Raw genomic sequence first — 18,789 nt, forward strand, 5'->3', positions numbered from 1 at the left:
GACTTACCGCACCGCTGTGGTGCTCTAGCCGGGGGTATCAAATGAGCTTGTCCAACCGCGAATACGTGGGCCGCGTACTTGAGGTATTGGCCCTGGGTCTTGAACCATATATTGCACTGACAATCGGTGCCGTTGCCCCCGGCGTGGAATGGACCAGGCTCGTTGAACACAAGGACGAGACAGCCGGCCGGACGGCTAAGAATTACTCGTCCAAGGATCTCAGTGTGCAGCTGCGCATCATGACCGAATCCATGGGCTCGCTCGGCTATCCATTTAACCTTCCGCATGACGCTCGCAGCTACGTCTCTGAGATTCGTCAGGCGCGCAACCTGTGGGCGCATAACGAGGCTTTTGATGATCCAGATACTTTCCGAATCTTGGATACGGCGGTCCGGCTAGCGAAGACCATTGGTTTGGAGAGCGCGCACTCTGAGCTGGTCGCTGTGTTGAACGGCTATCAGCACCGCGCTGCGGAAACGCAAGAGGACCTGGCAGCGGAAGTTCCGCCGGGCGACGTGTTTCCCAACGAACTACCGGAGCCCGTGGAGGAGCCATCCGAGGCGGCCTCCTTGCCGAGCGTTGTTGTTCAAGTGACCACAGCCGAATTCCTCAGCTACGCCATGGCACACAACGGATTCCGCTTTGTTCGGCAGGTCAAGATCACAAATAACGGCGCCGAGATCCGTGGCGCGCTGGTGCAAATCGAAGCCACCGCCCTGTCTGGACGAATCTCTGGCGACTTCCAGCAGTACGTAGACTTGGCTGCCGGCCAGACCATCACGCTTGACGACCTCAACGTCCCAGTCCAAGCAACCACTATGTACGAATTGGCGGACAAGCAAACCGGCCGGGTCTTGGTAACCGTTCAGTCAGTCGGCGCGGACTCCGTCGCCACCGAAATTGGCCGAGCGGAGGCGGACCTCACCCTTTTGCCTGCACAGCTGTGGGTGGCCGGGCGCGGGTTAGTGTCCTACGAATTCTTGGCGTCCTACGTACAGCCACACCACCCGAGCATTACCAAGCTCATCTCTAAAGCAGCCGATTTTCTGGGTGCGACTACCGGTAGCGCCAGCTTTGACGGTTACATCGCAGACGGCGACCGCGTTGATCAGATCGTGTTCGCCATAGCTCAAGCGATGAGTTCCCACGACATTCGGTACAGCATGCCCCCGGCAAGCTGGGGACTAGAAGGTCAGCAGGTGCGCACGCCGGAGCAAGTCCTTGAAGGACGGTTGGGTACGTGCCTGGATACCACTTTGGTGCTCGCCGCTGCCTTGGAATCCAGCGGTATTAGACCGCTTCTCTGGATGGTGAAGGGTCACGCTTTCCTCGGTTACTGGAGGGAAGAAAGCGCTCTGAGCACGGCGGCCTCTGACGACGCCGCGGAATTGGTCAGTCTTGTCCAGAGGGGCTACATCGGCCTGATAGAGACCACCCTCCTCACGGGTAACCAGCCGGTCTCACGGGCTGCGCTCAGTAGCTCCCCGGTGAATAAGTACGTGGAGAGTGGCAATGATGAAATTCTTGCCGTCACGGATGTCTGGCGCGCTCGCCATGACGGAATCTTTCCGCTACCAGCCCGCACCGTTTCAGCGGACGGCAACCACCTTGTGGTCAACTACGTCCCAGAATCCAAGACCACACCAACGCTCCCGCAAAAGACCAGCCGTAGCGGTGGAATGTCCAAAGCAGCAGTGGAGGTGCCGCATCGCGTGGTCCAGTGGAAAAACGCTCTCTTGGACCTGAGCCTTCGTAACAGGCTCATCAACTTTACTGACACAGCGCGTTTTCCGTTGGCCGTTCCAACAGCATGGATGGGCGCCTTTGAAGACCTCATCAGCAACGGAACGTCAGTCAGTATGCTTCCGTCAAATCAAATCAGTGCCATCCACCAAGAGCGCGGTATTCGATTCGGCAGGGATTTGCCGCAAGACGAATTGGCAGAACTGCTCAGCTCAAAAAAGGCTGTCTTCGCTGAAGTTACCGAAGACGGCTACTCCACCAAAATGCGCGGTCTCGCCTACAAAGCCAAAACGCAGCTCGAGGAAACCGGAGCCAACAACCTCTACTTGGCAATCGGTAGCTTGCTGTGGGAGTTGGATGGCCGGGCCCTCAGGTCGCCGCTCGTTCTTGTCCCGGTGAAACTGACATCGGCCGGGAAGAACGGCCTGTATCGGGTCACCTTGGACGAAACCGGACAATCGACGCCGAACTATTGCCTGCTTGAGAAGCTGGCGCAGTCGCATGATCTCCGTATCCCCGGCTTGGCCGTTCCGGAAGAGGACGGTGCAGGGATCGACTTGGACGCTGCTTTTGCTGCAGTCCGAGAGGCGGTGTCTGCCAAGGGCCTGGCTTTCCGAGTCGAGAACACTGTTGACCTGTCCATGCTGCAGTTCGCCAAGTTTCGTTTGTGGAAAGACCTTGATGAGAATTGGAAAGAATTCGGGTCCAACCGTCTGGTAAATCACCTGATCCACACGCCCACTGAGCTGTTTTCAGACAGCATTCCGGTCACGCCGGACGTGGATCTAGACGCCCTCGCAGCGCAGTGTCCGATACCCGCGGACTCATCGCAACTGGAAGCTGTTGCTTCGGCCGTGGCCGGTCAGACTTTTGTTCTGGAAGGCCCGCCGGGTACCGGAAAGTCGCAGACCATCACCAACCTGCTGACCCGAGCCATCGTTGAAGGAAAACGTGTGCTTTTCGTTGCTGAGAAGCGGGCTGCGCTCGACGTGGTTCAGCGACGTCTCGAAGACGTAGGAATGGGGCCTTTCTCTCTCGATTTGCATGACAAGGGCAGCAAGCCAGTAGTGGTTCGAGCGCAGATCAAGCACGCACTGGAAATGAGGCTCGCGGCCGATAGCCAGAGACTCGAAACGGCTTCCACGGATCTCGCTTCAGCCCGTCGAGGACTGATCCGCTATGCGCACAACGTTCATGAGGAGAACGGTGCTCAGCTCTCGCTGTACACGGCACGCACCAAGGCGCTGACGTACGATCCAGATCATGCGACGGTTCCTCTCAGCCCCGAGCTAACTGCATCTCTGACGGCTCCCATACTGGAGTCGGTGCGCCGGGTCCTGCGAGAGCTTCCGGAGTTTACTGATGCGGCCAAGCCCGGCCCGGATCATCCATGGAAGTTTGTCTCCACGGCCGGAAGCCAAGACCAAGAACGTGAGTTACTGGCCGCGGGGAACCGGATCAACGCAGCCCTTAATGCTTTGTCCGGGACCAGTGGGCTCGAATCGATCCTGAACGCTGCCACGTCGCCAACTCAAATTGACACGCTGGCAGCCCTGTTGGAGAACCGCACCGTCCCAGTGGAGACGTTGGACGTAGTTCGCTCCGGAGACTGGTCTTCTTCTGCCGGCGAGCTCGAGCAGTTAGTTACCGCTTTCGCTTCCCTGCACCACCCAGGGCTGGAGCAAGTAGTGCCCGGTGCCATGGACTTGCCATTGAACGAAGTCCTAGGTCGCGCTCATCAAGCAGCGGCTTCCGGTTTCTGGGGACGCAAGAAACGTTTGCTGTTGGTGGCGTCTGAACTTCATCCAGTTCTCATCCCGGGGGCTGTGATTGGGCACAAGGAATTGGTGCCGCTGTTGGAGCGGCTCGTTGCGGTGCAGCAGGAAGTTTCGCGCCTTCGCACCAGCCGTGGTTCTCTGCCAGGTTTGCCGACGGACAGCAGGTGGAACCCGCTGGTATCGGATGCACAGGCGGAGCTGCGGCACCGAATTTCTTGGTTGCGTTGGGCAGCTCAAGCGGTGCAGCCTGCCGCGGAAAACTCTGGCGTCGACTTCCAAAGCGAGCTTCGGGCGTTCCTTAATGCTTCGCCAGCCGTCCACGAAAATATTGTCAGTTGGCTGCGCGAACTATCCCAAGCTTGGGGCGCTCTCTTGAATGCTCAGGGTGTGGACGGTACCGAGATGAGGGGTTGGCTGGGTGAGCATGGATTCCTGAAACGCTGGGCTGAGACCTCTGTGGTTCGACGGCTGGAGCCAGTTGGCTCGGGCTCACTCACGAGGTGGTTGGAGCTGCTTCGCCACGTGGAACCATTGAGCGCGGGCAAGCTGCTGGATGTCCGGAGATCCATATTGGATGGCGAATTAGATCCCGACGACGGCGCCGCGGCTTTTGAGCGTGGTTTGGCTGAGGGGTCCTTGCTCGAGAGGCAGCTGGCAACTGGGCTGGCCGACTTTGACGCCGTGGTTCATGACCGGACTATCGATCGCTTCACCAACCGAGCCGAAACGGTGAGGGAATTGCTGAAGACGAATCTGGCCTCTGGCGTGTTGGCATCCCGGACAGTCTCATCGTGGACGAGCTCCGGCCGCATGGGTGAGCTGCAACGGCAGCTGACGCGCCAACGAGGTGGAATGTCCGTGCGGACCTTGATGGAAAACTACGCCGATCTCATTGCGGGGATCATGCCATGCACCCTGGTTAGCCCGGACTCGGTGGCTCGCTTTTTCCCGGCCAAGGCCGGGTTGTTCGACATCGTGGTCTTTGACGAGGCCTCGCAAATCCGTGTGGCCGACGCTGTTGGTGCCATGGGCCGCGGGGCGTCCGTGGTGGTGGTTGGTGACAGCAAGCAAATGCCACCAACGTCCTTCGCAGAGGTTTCCTCTGATTCAGGGAGTGACGGGGACTCTGAAATTGCAGTCGTTGAAGACATGGAATCCATCCTCTCCGAGAGTGTGGAAGCGCGGGTTCCGAGGCAGTGGCTGTCCTGGCACTACCGCAGCCAAGACGAATCGTTGATCGCTTTCAGTAACCAACAGTATTACGAAAGCAAGCTTTCCTCTTTCCCGGCGCCGTCCCATGGGGAATCCAATGCTGGCATTCATGGACATGGAGTGAACTTCATTAGGGTGGACGGGCAGTTCCACCGCTCCGGCCCCTCGAAGGTTCTCAGGACTAACCCCGTAGAAGCGGCCGCCGTGGTTGCCGAGATTCGCCGACGGTTTGATGCTGAGCCTGCGCTCACCCCGTCAGTAGGCGTGGTGACTTTCAACTTGCAACAGCGCGCCTTGATCGAAGGGCTGCTACGGGACACAGAGGACCCCCGTATCGTGGCGGCATTGGATGAGAACTCCGAGGGACTTTTCGTCAAGAACCTGGAGAATGTCCAAGGCGACGAGCGGGATGTCATTTTGTTCTCAACGGGATTCAGCAAGAACGACAAAGGATATTTGCCGCTGAACTTCGGCCCCTTAAACCGTGCCGGGGGCGAGCGCAGGCTCAACGTGGCTGTAACTCGCGCCCGCCGCCAGGTGATTGTGTTCTCAAGTTTTAGTCCAGCCGATTTGCGCTCGGAAGACACCAGCTCGTTAGGTATCAAACACCTGCGCTCTTACCTGGACCTTGCCGAGAAAGGGACGTCAGCGCTGCCGTATGACGGTCTCCGTGTTCCGAGTATTGACCTCCATAGGGAAGAGATCGCAGATGCCCTCCGTGACCGTGGGTTCAGTGTGTCATCGGATATCGGGCTCTCTGAGTTCAAGGTTGATTTGAGCATCGCTTTGGCCGACGATCCTAAACGTCAGCTGATGGCGATTCTGTTGGACGGACCTGCCTGGGCAGCTCGCAGAACCGCGGGGGATCGCGACGGGCTTCCTCGAGATGTCCTGACTCGGATGATGCGGTGGCCTGCGGTAGAGAGGATCTGGTTGCCGTCATGGTTGGCGGATAGCGAAGCGGTTCTTGACCGGCTCGAGCTGGCCCTACACGAAGCTGCCACTCAACAGTTGGCTGATGGCCCAGTCACAGCTGAGTCGCAGATGGCAAGGGTGCCCCAGATTCGGAGCGCTTCAGAGGCTCCGGCGCGGGAGGTTCTCCGCGAGAGCATGGGCGTTCGTAGCCAATCGTTCGACCAGATCAAGCATGCGTTCACAGCTGTCCCTGCGGTTCCTGTCTATCCCACGACTCCTGCAGTTCCCACGACTCCTGCAGTTCCCGCGGCCCCAGCCGGACCAGCGGTCACGAAAGCGTTCGACGGCGACAGGTACGTACCGTGGACGGTACAGACCTTCGGTACGACTGACGTCCTGGATTCTCTTCAGACCAGGCGTTCCGTCGCAGCTGTCCGAGATGCCATTGGGGCAGTTGTTGCAGCCGAGGGACCAATTCACCGCGACCGCTTGGCCAAGCTCGTGTGTGCTGCATTCGGTCTCAACAAGGTCAACGATGCCCGGGCCAAGTCCGTGATTCGTCTGATCCAACCGTCAACTCACAGCGTTGATATCGATGGGTTCGTGTGGGAAGCATCAGTGGATCGGGCGGCTTGGAGCGCGTTCCGAGCAAATGGTGCCGAGACTGTGCGGAAACCTGAACACATTAGTGTTGTGGAACTTCGCAACGCGATGGTGGACATTGTGGGCGCAACGGGCGGGCTTTCCGTGGACGAGCTGCATCGGGAAACGATCCAGACCTTCGGCGGCAAGCGCAGAACTGTGGGCATTACGGCACGCTTGAACGAAGGCCTGCAGCACGCGTTGGATACTGGAAAGTTAGAACTGCGAGGCGACCTCGTGCATTTGGGAACGCACTACTAACTGGTGGGCTGCAAGTGAATTGATAACCATTTCTCGAAAATACCGAGATTGGTTATATCCTCCCGACCCAACCACGACGGCGGGCGGCCAGCGTGCGCTAGCCGCCCGCCGTCGTCGTGTTCTAGGCAGGGTTTGGGATGTGATGCTGGATCAGGGCAGCGAGTCTTGCCGGCCTGGCGATGGCCTTCAAGATAAGGGCGGCTTGGACGTCGGGCACTGGAACTGTAAAGCTCAGGTCGCTGCCGTCATGGAAGAGAACCTTGGCATTCACGAGGAGAGGGCTTTGGGAGAGGGCGAAGGAAAGTCCCGGGATTGCGTCAAATCCGCGGCCATTGATGACGTTAGTTTCTACTTTGCCCAACAATTCTTGCGGTATCAGAACGTCGACGATGATCTCTCCGTTAAGTTCATCCTGGCGGATGTAATGGTTGCCGGTGGTGTCTGTGTCGATGCCGGCTGCGGCGACATCGGCCAAGGCGCGGTAGCCCAGATCTGAAGCATGAGACAAGGAGATAATGCTGACGGTTTTCATTGTGTGGCCCCGGCCAGGATTGCCCGCTGCAGGTGTTCAACCGCATCGGGACTGTCAGGCGCTGTGGCTTGCGCTAGCTCCCACAACGTCAGTAGTGGATCGGCGAGCCGAAAGCCGTCGTGGATCGTTGGGGACGCGGTCCGCCACAGGCTCTGATCCTCGGGAATCACGGAGAGGAAGGTGGCCTCGGACTTCGTAGCTGGACTGAATCCAGCCTCGCCAAGATCGACCATCTGGCTGACGTACATAGTTGCGGTGCTAGGCAGACGCCACGGTGCGTAAACGTCCGCAGCCACATCTCCAGACGCCAGAGGGTTGGCGCTAACCTCTGCAGCAAAGTCGCTGGCACGGCGTGACTGCTCGTGGACGGAACCGAGACCGTACCAGTAGGTGACCGCGCCTCCAGGGCCGGGATAGGTCTGGAGAAACAGATCTAGGAGCCGCTCCCGGTCGAGGGATGACCACCCTTGCGAGGTCCGCTCGACTAAATTGCCTAAGTGTTTGAGATTCTTCACGACGGCTGGCTGGCTGGTCCCGCAGAGCTCGGCCAGCTCCCTTTGCTTCAGCGGGTTAGTAGCAGTTAGGAGCGAGCGAATCAGCGCGTACCGGCCCCACGCCGGCTTTCCCTGCGCAGCGGCCGGGTCCAGCGTCGTGTCACCGGTTTGCGGAAGCAGCAGCTCCGTCCCGTCAATAATGAGCGACTCGGGACTGAGGCCGACTAGGTCCACTTGACCCGAGTGAGCTGCTTGTACAAGGGACTTTGTGGGTCTTGGGGTGGCAATCAGAAGCTTGGACTTATGACTGGCCACTAGGTTCTCCACTGCGCTCGGGGTCGGCGCAACTGGGTACGATTTCATCCGCACAATAAGCGTTGAGGAGTCCGGGAGAATCAGCGCAAGCGCATCGAGTCCGCCACCGGAGATGCGAACGCCGGCGCGGCGCAAGGTTTGTAAAGCCCGAGTATTTAAATCCTGTTGCATGTTGAGTCCAAGGAGTCGGCAGGCCTGACGAGTATTTATAACCAATTTTAGGAAAAACCAATTATGGTTATATTTTCTCTCGAATGGCCGTGAAAGTCCAGTGGCAGGGCCATCGTCTCTGCCGTTACCCAACCACGACGGCGGGCGGCCAGTGTGCGCTAGCCGCCCGCCGTCGTCGTGCATTCAGCCTGCGAAAGGCAGGCGCCGCTGGGCTTAAGCGGACAGCCCCGGCACACCGTCCTGGATCACGAAGGAGGCTTTGGTGCTGACCGGGGCGCCCGGCGTCCTGACGTAGTCCAAGGTGCGGAAGTCTGCGGTCATCGCGTCCTTAGTGATCTTGGTGTTTACGTAGCCGCGATTGTCGTTGTAGAACTTCAGGTGCGGGTTCCACGCCATCACCGGATCAGTGGTTGCACCGTTTCCATCACCGGTAGAGGAGATGGCCGTGCATACCAGTTCGGAGCCGACCACAGGGGCGGACGGGTCCTTGTAATCCACCTTGACGTCGTTAGCCCAGTTGCGGTGAACATCACCGGTGAGGACGACGGCGTTGCGAACGTTCGCGTCCACCCAGCCTTGGGTGATGCGACGGCGGGAGGCTGCGTAACCGTCCCAGCCGTCCATTGAGACGTCGTCCACGGTGAGGGACTGTGCACGGTCTCGCTCGGCGAAGTACACCTGCTGGCCCAAAATGTCCCACCGTTGGGTGGAGTTTTTGAAGCCGTCCAGCAGCCACTTTTCCTGTTGGCCGCCGGTAATGGTGCGGTTCTCGGCGAACCGCTCGGTGACGTTTTTTTGCCAGCCGTCCCCGGCGAGCTGATCGTCGCGGTACTGCCGGGTGTCCATCATGTGGAAGTTAGCCAGCTGACCCCACTGGATGGTGCGGTAGATCTGCATGTCCACGCCGGACGGAACTGAGGAGGCGCGCAAGGGCATGTTCTCGTAGTACGCACGGAAGGCTGCAGTTCGTCGTTGACGGAAGTGAGCGGTGGTGTCATTCAACTGGCTAGGGTCCGCATTTTCCGGGATCTCGTCGGCCCAGTTGTTGTCCACCTCGTGGTCATCCCAAACCACCAACCATGGTGCAATCGAGTGGGCCTCTTGCAGATCGGCGTCGGCCTTGTATTGGGCGTGCCGCTGACGGTAACTGGCCAGGTCGGTGGTCTCCGGGCCTGCGTGATCGCGAGGATTGCCGCCGGGGATCACGTAGCTGTCCTTTTTGTACTCGTATAGATAGTCGCCAAGGTGCAGGACAAGATCGGGATGATCTTGGGCCAGCCGCGAGTAGGCAGTGAAATAGCCGTGCTCGTACTGTGCGCAGCTGGCGAAAGCCATGGCCAACGCTGCGGGGGTTTCGTGTGGGGCAGGGCTGGTGAGGGTGCGGCCCACTGCGCTGATGTGCCGGCCGGTGCGGAAACGGTAGAAGTACTCGCGCCCCGGCTTTAGACCGCGCAAAACCACGTGCACCGAGTGAGCGTTTTCAATCCGGGCTAACTCCACACCGCGGGCAACAACCCTGCGCATGGACGAATCCTCGGCAACTTCCCAGGCGACGGCGACGTTGCGCGAGGGCATTCCGCCTAGTCCATCCTCGGCTAGTGGGTCCAGGGCAAGGCGTGTCCAGATCACAAAACCGTCCGGCCAAGGCTCACCGGAGGCGATGCCCAAAAGGAACGGATCGGCGCGAAGACCGGCGTCGTCCGCGATTGAGGTGGCAGCTGAATTGGCGACTGCTGCGCCGGGAAGGGCGGCCACGAGTCCGGCACCGAGGCCGACGGTCAGGAGGGATCTGCGAGAAATGTTATCCATGCTTCTCGACGCTAGTGAGGCCGGTTGGACTGCTTGTGAGGCGCGCATGAATGGGTGGTGAACTGCGCGGGAAGACAACCCCTTGGTTCTATGGCTTCATTTTTGATCTGGCTTTGGTGGACGCGAAATGGAAAATGATGGACCTCGCCATAGATGAGTGAGGGGCATTTGGAGGCCATGTGACTTTCGCCCCAAGCGAGGGCGTGCTACAACCGAAGAAGCCTGTGGATAACTTCTACATCGATTTTCCAAATTGATTAGGCTGAGTGAAGCTAGGCCAGAGCCGACGACCGGGGGACTCCTCTTATGACCACATTCGCACCGTTCACCAAGGGACTGACCAGTAAGCGCACGGCACTCGGGGCCGCTGCTGTTGTACTGATGATGGGCCTGGCTGGCTGCAATAGCCCGGCACCGTCGCCGTCTAGTTCGGGCTCCTCGGCTTCTTCGTCTAGTTCGGCTACCACTGCCAGTACGACGCCGACCGCGGCACCTACCGCTACTGCCGTGTATAAGCCGGCCACCGCGAAGGGCAAAGCGCAGAACGTGCCGTTGCCCGTTCTGCCAGCCGTGGGAAAGACGAACACCAAAGAAGGTGCCGAGGCGTTCGTGAAGTACTGGTTCGCGCTGCTCAGCTACGCCAATGAAACGGGCGACACTACACGCCTAACAAAACTGTCTGCGTCTACATGCCAACTTTGCAAACTGCAGATTGATGGTTTGGACTACTTTTTCGGGCAGGGGCGGTGGAAAGCTGGTGGGCAGATTTCCACGAAACGCGTGGAGGCGATTGGTGCGTTGACCCCTCAGCAGAACGTCACTCTTCAAGCAATCCAAGAGCCCGGTCAGTACTACCTTGCTGATGGCAGTGCGGAAAGGGCGGCCGAGGGGCGAACTAATACAGGCCTCGGCGCGACCGTCACGTTTTTAAATGGGGCATGGCAGATGACCGATCTCCGTGGACTGGCTTAGGAAGCCGAAATGCGTAAGCGCTGCAAATCGCTGTGGGTAACTGCCTTGGTTCTCGCCGGTGCTTTCCTAGCGGCGCCTGCGCACAGCACAGGCGATCCCTCGGTGCCACCTCCCGTCAGCGGTGGTTTGGCACATGATACGGCCACCATCGGGCTAATAGTCGTAGTGCCAGGCACCGGAGAATACGTTTCTCTGACACCTGGATTGCGACCTCCAGATCCAAATCAGTACATGGCCGATATGCCATGTCGTGTCGAAGAAGACAAGCTTGACCCCAAATGCCTTGCGGCGCAGAAAGACTGCCCTCCACGGTCAGCCGATGACAAGCCCGGCGTTCCTGTGATTTGGAAGACTGCGCCAAAGGCAATTGACGATCCGGAATGGACGGATTGGTCTGCTAACGGCAAACCCACTTGCCTATATGATGCCCGTGCTCAGGACCTCCTGCCATTGATTGCGGAGCGTATGGAGAAAGAAATCAAATCGCTTCCGATTAAGGCTGGGACGGCGACGCTTCAACCTGCGCCCCACACCTTGAGAGGGGCAGAAACAAATATCTATGCGGAAGCTGCTGAGCAAGGATTCGACATCGTGCTTCTCGGCCAGAAGATTCACGTCACAGTGACACCCGTTGAGTACACCTATAACTACGGCGATGGCTCCACGCTTGGTCCCACGCCAGTCTCCGGCGGACCGTTGCCGGAAGACGAGTGGGGAACCAAAACCCGGACCAGCCACGTCTATACGGCAACGGGCAATTATCCCGTCAGCGTCACAACGTCCTTCACCGGTACGTACTCGGTGAACGGTGGCCCACCGCTACCCATCACCGGCCGAGGTTCTGCCACAAGTGCTCCTCAAACCATCCAGGTCTGGCGTTCCATCACCAAGAACTATGCGGATAACTGCATCCAGAATCCCCACGGCGAGGGTTGCTAGCACTAGCGGAGTTAGGTCGTGTTGGCGTCGTCGGACTAATGGTTGGATGCGTTTACCAGCGGCATTTCCGGATAATTATCAACGTATTACTCTGGACCAATGCCAATTTCGCCCTACTGCCAGCTGGCCAAATGCGCTTCCAAAAAGCTAAACCTCAGGTGAACGGAACCTTAAATAAAGAAACTTCTCAAAAGGGGTTGGCTTTCTCGGCAAACCCCTTGTAGACTGAAGACTGTTGTTGTGTTGCGCATTTGGTAATTCAGTATGACCCGCGGTTGCAAGACCGTGTCTTTCTGAAGTAGCGGTTGAGAACACCCCACACCGGAGGCCCGAAAGTCGGGATCACCTCCACCCCCTTCAGTAAGGACAGAAATATCATGGCTACAGGTACCGTAAAATGGTTCAACGCAGAAAAAGGCTTCGGCTTCATCGCTCCTGAGGACGGCTCACAGGACGTTTTCGCACACTACTCCGCGATCGCTTCCTCCGGCTACCGCTCCTTGGAAGAAAACCAGAAGGTTTCCTTCGAGGTAGAGCAGGGCCCGAAGGGTCCTCAGGCTGTAAACATCCAGGGTCTCTAAGCCTCACCGCTTAGTTTCACTAAATTAGCAGGACCGGTCATTGACCGGTCCTGCTTTTTGTTGTCCCCATAGACCATCATGGAAACCATGGATTGGTGGAAAATTGCCCTAGGCATCATTGCAGGGCTCGTGGTCATCTATGCAGTGCTACTGCTAGCTCTCTGGATGTACGCGCGCCGCCACCCCGAGACTGTGAGCATGCGAGACGCACTGCGGCTGCTGCCCGACGTGCTCAGAGTCCTCCGCCGCCTCGTGGCAGACCAAACAGTCTCCCGTGGCGTCCGCATCAAACTCGTCCTACTACTGGGGTACCTACTCTTCCCCATAGACCTGGTGCCAGACTTCCTACCCGTAATCGGCTACGCGGACGACGTCATCATCCTGGCCTTGGTGCTCCGCTCCGTCATCCGCTCAGCCGGCCCGGACGCGCTACGCCGCCAGTGGCCAGGTACACCAGCTGGACTCGCCGTCGTCGAAAAGCTCGCAGGACTTCCGAGGGGCACTTAAATCCACTTCGGAGCGACCTTCCAGCCCAGTTGCTGGCACTCCAGCCCACTGAGCAGGGCGAAAACCCCTAGTTTCCGGGGAGCCCCACCGAAGAATCCGAGAGCAACTGGGCGGGAAGGCCCAAATCGGAAGAAACACCCGGCTCAGCAGGAACAGTAGCCCCAATTCCCAGGCACCGAACTGTCCAACCGGCACGCCGCCAAGCATCGGCGTCGAGCGCGTTACGGGTGTCCAACAAAAGCTGCCTGGACACTAGCGAAGCCGCAACCAGCGGGGACAGCTCCCGGTACTGCGCCCACTCGGTGGCCAACACCACCAACTCGGCACCTTCCAACGCTGCTTCAACCGAGTTCTCAAACTGCAACTGTGGGTATCTCATCCAGGCGTTGTTGATCGCTTTGGGATCCGTCACCGTCACCTGAGCGCCAGACTCGGCGAGCTGTAATGCCAAATCCAAGGCCGGCGAATCACGAATGTCATCAGTATCGGGCTTGAACGCAGCGCCCAGAACCGTCACCCGGCGCCCTGCTAACACCCCACCCACCAGCGACTGTGCCAACAGCACCGAACGGGACCGCTGATCCTTATTGATCCCGTCCACCAACGCCATCCACTCATCCACACTGGGCACACTCAGCGCCCGGGCCTGAGACTGAAAGCTGCGGATGTCCTTGGGCAAACACCCGCCACCAAAGCCCAGTCCGGCCTGCAAATACCGTGAACCAATGCGCGGATCCAACCCCATAGCGGCGCTCATTTGAGTGACGTCAGCACCGGAAGCATCACACAACTGCGCCATCGCGTTGATAAAAGAAACCTTGGTGGCCAAAAACGCGTTAGCAGCAGACTTGATCAACTCAGCCGTAGCAAAGTTGCACACAATCCGTGGCACACCCGCTGCCAACAAGGGGCTATATACGGCGTCCAAAACCTCAGTCACTCGGGCGGCTGAATCTCCTTCAGCCCCGTAAACCAACCTGTCCGGCACCAACGAATCCTTCACCGCAGTACCCTGCCGCAAAAACTCCGGGTTCCAACCCACCGAAACATCGGCCCATCCATTCAGCAGCGCGGCGATCATATTCACAGTCCCCACCGGCACCGTGGACTTACCAATAACAACAGCCCCAGGCCCCAGATTCGGCAACAGTGCCTCGGTGGCTGAGACCAGATAGCTCAGGTCGGCAGTATCTGAAGTCTTTGATTGCGGGGTCCCCACACACAAAAAGTGGACTTGGCACTGAGCAGCAGCCGCCATGTCAGTGGAGAACGTCAGCGTTCCAGCCTGGCGGCCATCCTTGAGTAGCTCTTCAAGACCCGGCTCGTAGAACGGTGCAAAACCACGCGACAAGTGATCCACCTTGGCAGCATCCGTATCAATACCAACCACGGTGTGACCCATCGAAGCTAATGTTGCGGCGTGAACAGCTCCCAAATAGCCGCAGCCAATAACGGAAATCTTCATGCTGACTCCTTATAAGTTTGTGTTGATCGCTGCGCGGACGGAGAGGCGGTCCGGGCGTTAAGATGTTCGGCAATCACCTCGTGGTAATGCCGCACGAGTTCGGCTGAAAGCGCTGCCCACGTCCGTCCCTGAACCGATGCGTGAGCCGCCGATGCGAACGCACGGCGCTTGGCGTCGTCGCCCGTTAAATCCGCCACCCGGGCACGCAACTGAGCCAAATCCCCAGGCTGATACAACCAACCGGTGCGTGAGTTCTCCACCAAATCCAGCGGCCCGCCGCGGCCGGTGGCCACCACAGGAACCCCGGAGGCCATGGCTTCTTGGATGGTCTGGCAGAACGTCTCCAGCTCGCCCGGATGAACAAAAAGATCAAAGGAAGCCACAGTTCGCGCCAAGGATTCGCCACCTTGGAAACCCATAAACACGGCATTCGGCAACGCTTGTTCAAGGGCTGCGCGTTGGGGGCCGTCACCCACAATCACCAAACGAGTGCCCGGCACATCAGCCAAAACACTCAAATCCTGAACCTGCTTTTCCACCGCGAGCCGGCCAACATAGCCGATGATCCGCTCACCGTTGGGCGCTACCGAAGCCCGCCACGCCTCGCAGCGCTTTTGCGGGTTAAAACGGACAGTGTCCACCCCGCGGCGCCACATCTCCACCCGCAAAATCCCGCGGCCCCGTAACTGATTCGCAGCAAACGTGGACGGTGCCAACGTTCGAGCGGCGCTCAAATGGATGTTCTCCACGCGCTGCCACGCCCAATTTTCTAAAAACGGGAAACCATACCGGGCCGCGTAACTGGGCACCTCGGTCTGGTAAATCGCCACCGTGGGGATTCCCAACTGTTGCGCTGCCTGCGCCGCCCGCCAACCCAACACAAACGGTGAAGCGAGGTGAATAACGTCGGGGGAGTAGTCGGCAAGGATTCGCTTGACCCGAGCTACACCGCCCATCGCAACCCGCACATTTGTGTACCCGGCTAGCGGCACTGCAGGGAGCCGATGCACAAACGCACCCTCCACCACATCAGGCGCATCAGCCTCGGCGGACGAGGGCGCAATCACCAGCACCTCGTCCCCCCGCTCCCGCAGATGCTCCAACACCCGCAGGATCGAATGGGTCACACCATTCATCAACGGCAAAAAAGATTCGGCAACAATTGCGATCCTCACCATTCCAAGGTGCGGGCCGCGTCTGACCCCCCGGCAGAAAGGGCGTGACAGCCAAGGAAAGCTTTGGTTAACAGCAGACGGGAGAGCCATCCGCGCCGATGGGGAGTTCTGCCCAACGACAACTCGCACATTTACTGGTGGACTTTATGCTTATGAGCCCCCGCAAACCCTCACACCGAATGCATGCAGTGGCAGGAATATTCACTGCCTGCGTGCTGACAGTGCTGGGGGCTAGCGGTTGCAGCGTCACACTCCGGGCGGACGCCGCGGCGGCGCCAACTTCGCAGGCTGGGATTTCTTCAGAAGCCAGTACGACGCCGACTCCCACAGTAAGTGCCACGGCCACGGCCCCGGCACCGGCGGCAGCTCAACAAAGTCCTAGTACCACCGCTACCAACAACGCTGCCCGCGTGTCGTCCCTAAACCGAGCCGAAGCGATGCTGATGGACCTGAATACTCGGCCCGTGATGAACGGGATGCCGGTGGTATTCCGCTCAGCCAGCAATGATATGCAGTGCTCCGTGGACGTTGATGCTGCGGCTTGTTATTTCCTCAACAACGTCCCGCCGGCACCTCAGGACATCAAAGGGCAATGCACGGGTAGCACACAATACTTCGGTGGGTACGCGGTGGTCAGTGCTACATCCGGCGCGCAATATGGCTTGTGTGGATACGGGCTCTCGCCCATGGAAACGGACGCAGCCAAGGGCAATCCAGCCTTTAACGGAAGGACACTGAACCCCGGTCAAGTGGGCAGGTTCGGGGACATTGTGTGTGAACGGGCGCAGAATCAGATCACGTGCGCACACTTACGGACCGGCCACGGATTTGTCCTAGGTGGCGCAAATTACCAGCTCTTCTAGACGCTTCCGGCTAGGTTTAGCCGGGATCTGAGGCTGGCTCGTGGCAACATGGAACACGATGAAACTCAAAGCCGACCAAACCGGAAACCGTGGACTACCCATGCCGTTATGGCTTCAGGGCGCGCTCGAATCGGGGCAAGCCGCGGTCATCTCAGCAGCATTGGTCCTAGTGCCGCTGTTGGCCGTTTGGTTCTCCGGTGGTTTTAGTGGTTCCGGTGTGGACGTTTTGGCCCGTCTTGGCGGCCAAGCCTGGCTCATCATTCATGGTGTTCCCTTAAGCCTGCGGGTTTTCCTCTCAGAAGCCAGCTCACAAAACGTTGGTTCCACACTCTCCTTGGTTCCCCTTGGCCTGACGCTCATCCCCTTCTTTTTGTCATGGCGCGCTGGCCGCAGACTAGCCAGAGCCTCCTACACCGATCAGCTCTGGCAAGCACTCCTCGGCGCAGGGGGCATCTATGCTGCGTTTGGTCTGGCCACAGCTTTTGTCTGCCAAACCGGGGACGTAAGGGTCAATTTGCTCTACGCCACGCTGATTCCACTCATACCTGTGGGCCTGGGCTTGGCGATTGGCGCACGGCTTGAATCTGGCTCGTGGAGCCGGCTGATCGGCGTGGAAGCTGTTGACTGGATTTCCCGTACCAGCCAACACTCACGCTGGGCCGGATCCTACTTGTGGTCAGTGGTTCGCGCCGGGTTTGTGGCGATCCTGACCGCTTTTGCGCTCGCCGCGGTACTCCTCAGCGTGGACCTGCTGATTCACTGGGCGGACGTTGTTACGGTATTCGAAGCCCTCAAAGTGGACCCCTGGGGAGCGGCAGTACTAACCCTCGCCCAGATGGGCTACTTGCCCAACATGGCAGTCTTCTCACTCGCGTGGCTTTCCGGCGCCGGATTTAGCATTGGTGTTGGCTCAACAGCCAGCGCCCTTGGAACCGCCATGGGCCCAGTCCCCGCGATCCCAGTTCTGGCAGCCATTCCATCCGGCAACCTCGCCTTTGGAGCGGTGGCACTGGTGGTACCCGTCTTGGCTGGGGCTTTGGCCGGTTGGTGGTTTTTGCGCGACGGAGAGAACCACTTTGACGAATGGCTCTCCATCAAAATCAAAACGCGCTGGTTCACAGCCGCCGCCTCCACCTTGGTTCTAGGCCTGGCAATCGGTGCCGTGGCAGGAATTTTGGGTCTTGTGATGGCTTGGATGGCCGGCGGTTCAGCAGGTCTTGGGCGCCTTACTGAGATTGGCCCTGACCCGGTTCAGCTGGCTATCTACCTAGCAATTGAAGTTGGCATCGGTGTGGTTATTGGTTACGCGGCCGGCCCCTGGCTAGAACGCGGGCAACTACGCAGCTTCAAAGAAACGTTTAGCGCTTCACACCAATAATGCTGGTTTCAAAGTCCGTGGTGCACTGCTGCGCTGCGTGCAAAGTCAGGGCGGACTTAGAGCACTCTTGAAGTGTTTTGACCTGATCAAAGGCGAAGACACAAAATAGGGCAAGCAGCAGAGAAATGCCGCACACCACAATGCCTGAAACTGCACCAAAGATCAGAAACTTAGACTGCTTTGCCCGCACGGTACGGACAATCACCACAACTCCCAGGACAACGCCGATCAGTGCCAACAGAGCAGACAGTGCCACATAGTCAACGCTGAGCTGGAACACAAAAAACGTGCCGAGCACACAAATCAAGAAGAAGCGGAAATACTGCTGAGTGCGTCCCAACTGCACATCCTTGGCAGTGGGGGACACGGGGCGGGGATTCATAATTTCAAGCCTACGGTAGCTGTGCATAAGGTAGGTGCATGCGCATTGTGGTCCTTGTCTCCGGAACCGGCTCCAACCTTCAGTCCGTCATCGATGCTGTGGCAAGCGGTGAGCTGGACGTTGAGATTGCCGCAGTGGGTGCCGACCGCCCTGGAACCTTGGGCATCCAGCGCTCAGCCGCAGCCGGAATCCCTACTTTTGTGGTGGACTTCAAGTCCTTCCCGGACCGGGCAAGCTGGGACGCCGCACTCACCGAAGCCGTGTCCGCTTACAACCCGGATGTGGTTGTCTCTTCCGGGTTTATGCGCATTGTCTCGGCGGACTTCATCAACGCCTTTGACGGGAAATACCTCAATACTCACCCCGCACTTTTGCCCGCCTTCCCAGGTGCGCACGGAGTACGGGACGCCCTTGCTTACGGCGTAAAAGTCACCGGCTGCACCGTTCACTGGGCGGATGCTGGGGTGGACACCGGGCCCATCATCGCCCAGGAAGCCCTGGCTATTTCTGAGGGTGAGAGCGAAGAAGAGCTCCACGAACGGATCAAACTTGTTGAGCGCCGGCTACTAGTCCGCACCCTTGGCGAGCTGGCCCGCGGAGCCCATCAAAACTAACCGTCCTGATGATGCGGATCCGCCGACTTCCCAGCTGCTGA

14 protein-coding genes are annotated in these 18,789 nt (G+C 58.8%); 8 read left to right on the top strand and 6 right to left on the bottom strand.

What is annotated here, in order from left to right:
* The first annotated feature begins 41 nt into the window (after positions 1–41).
* On the top strand, positions 42–6,551 hold the full coding sequence (locus ACQR35_RS06770; RefSeq protein ID WP_430269601.1) for a DUF3320 domain-containing protein: 6,510 nt from the start codon (positions 42–44) through the stop codon (positions 6,549–6,551).
* A gap of 121 nt (positions 6,552–6,672) precedes the next feature.
* Here the strand turns inward: ACQR35_RS06770 and ACQR35_RS06775 are convergent, their stop codons facing one another.
* The 3 genes from ACQR35_RS06775 to ACQR35_RS06785 all read right to left on the bottom strand — a co-directional run bounded on the left by ACQR35_RS06775 (position 6,673) and on the right by ACQR35_RS06785 (position 9,872).
* Entirely contained in the window at positions 6,673–7,083 is a 411-nt protein-coding gene (locus ACQR35_RS06775) for a hypothetical protein (protein ID WP_430269602.1), read from the bottom strand.
* On the bottom strand, positions 7,080–8,063 hold the full coding sequence (locus ACQR35_RS06780) for an ArsR family transcriptional regulator (protein WP_430269603.1): 984 nt from the start codon (positions 8,061–8,063) through the stop codon (positions 7,080–7,082). The genes ACQR35_RS06775 and ACQR35_RS06780 overlap by 4 nt, the downstream gene beginning before the upstream one ends.
* Positions 8,064–8,276: 213 nt before the next feature.
* Positions 8,277–9,872: an alkaline phosphatase D family protein gene (locus tag ACQR35_RS06785; protein ID WP_430269604.1), complete on the bottom strand. Its 1,596-nt coding sequence runs from the start codon at positions 9,870–9,872 to the stop codon at positions 8,277–8,279.
* A gap of 306 nt (positions 9,873–10,178) precedes the next feature.
* Between ACQR35_RS06785 and ACQR35_RS06790 the strand changes: the two genes are divergently transcribed.
* From ACQR35_RS06790 to ACQR35_RS06805, 4 genes are all read left to right on the top strand, one after another.
* Positions 10,179–10,844 (top strand): DUF6318 family protein, encoded by a 666-nt coding sequence (locus ACQR35_RS06790; RefSeq protein ID WP_430269605.1) that lies wholly within the window; start codon positions 10,179–10,181, stop codon positions 10,842–10,844.
* Positions 10,845–10,853: 9 nt separating this feature from the next.
* A complete protein-coding gene (locus tag ACQR35_RS06795; RefSeq protein ID WP_430269606.1) occupies positions 10,854–11,783 on the top strand; it encodes a hypothetical protein in 930 nt (309 codons plus the stop codon).
* Between the two features lie 377 nt (positions 11,784–12,160).
* Complete coding sequence (gene cspE / locus ACQR35_RS06800) at positions 12,161–12,364, top strand: transcription antiterminator/RNA stability regulator CspE (protein WP_430266846.1); 204 nt, start codon at positions 12,161–12,163, stop codon at positions 12,362–12,364.
* 87 nt (positions 12,365–12,451) lie between these two features.
* Positions 12,452–12,871, top strand: a complete 420-nt coding sequence (locus tag ACQR35_RS06805) for a YkvA family protein (protein ID WP_430269607.1) — start codon at positions 12,452–12,454, stop codon at positions 12,869–12,871.
* Positions 12,872–12,938: 67 nt separating this feature from the next.
* Here the strand turns inward: ACQR35_RS06805 and ACQR35_RS06810 are convergent, their stop codons facing one another.
* Together ACQR35_RS06810 and ACQR35_RS06815 are read right to left on the bottom strand one after the other, a co-directional pair.
* Positions 12,939–14,336, bottom strand: a complete 1,398-nt coding sequence (locus ACQR35_RS06810; RefSeq protein WP_430269608.1) for a UDP-glucose dehydrogenase family protein — start codon at positions 14,334–14,336, stop codon at positions 12,939–12,941.
* Positions 14,333–15,511 carry a glycosyltransferase family 4 protein gene (locus ACQR35_RS06815; protein ID WP_430269609.1) on the bottom strand — a complete coding sequence of 393 codons (1,179 nt, stop codon included), beginning with the start codon at positions 15,509–15,511 and terminating at the stop codon, positions 14,333–14,335. Before ACQR35_RS06815 ends, ACQR35_RS06810 begins: the two co-directional genes overlap by 4 nt.
* Positions 15,512–15,663: 152 nt before the next feature.
* Between ACQR35_RS06815 and ACQR35_RS06820 the strand changes: the two genes are divergently transcribed.
* On the top strand, positions 15,664–16,374 hold the full coding sequence (locus tag ACQR35_RS06820; RefSeq protein ID WP_430269610.1) for a hypothetical protein: 711 nt from the start codon (positions 15,664–15,666) through the stop codon (positions 16,372–16,374).
* 58 nt (positions 16,375–16,432) lie between these two features.
* Entirely contained in the window at positions 16,433–17,752 is a 1,320-nt protein-coding gene (locus ACQR35_RS06825; protein WP_430269611.1) for a cell division protein PerM, read from the top strand.
* On the opposite strand, the gene ACQR35_RS06830 is transcribed toward ACQR35_RS06825, so the two are convergent.
* Complete coding sequence (locus ACQR35_RS06830) at positions 17,733–18,134, bottom strand: hypothetical protein (protein ID WP_430266852.1); 402 nt, start codon at positions 18,132–18,134, stop codon at positions 17,733–17,735. The genes ACQR35_RS06825 and ACQR35_RS06830 overlap by 20 nt on opposite strands.
* Positions 18,135–18,172: 38 nt before the next feature.
* On the opposite strand from ACQR35_RS06830, the gene purN reads away from it, so the two are divergent.
* On the top strand, positions 18,173–18,748 hold the full coding sequence (gene purN / locus ACQR35_RS06835) for a phosphoribosylglycinamide formyltransferase (RefSeq protein WP_430266853.1): 576 nt from the start codon (positions 18,173–18,175) through the stop codon (positions 18,746–18,748).
* The last annotated feature ends 41 nt before the right edge of the window (positions 18,749–18,789 follow it).

The organism is Pseudarthrobacter sp. J1738 (assembly GCF_050490315.1).
Classification (GTDB): domain Bacteria; phylum Actinomycetota; class Actinomycetes; order Actinomycetales; family Micrococcaceae; genus JBNPEO01.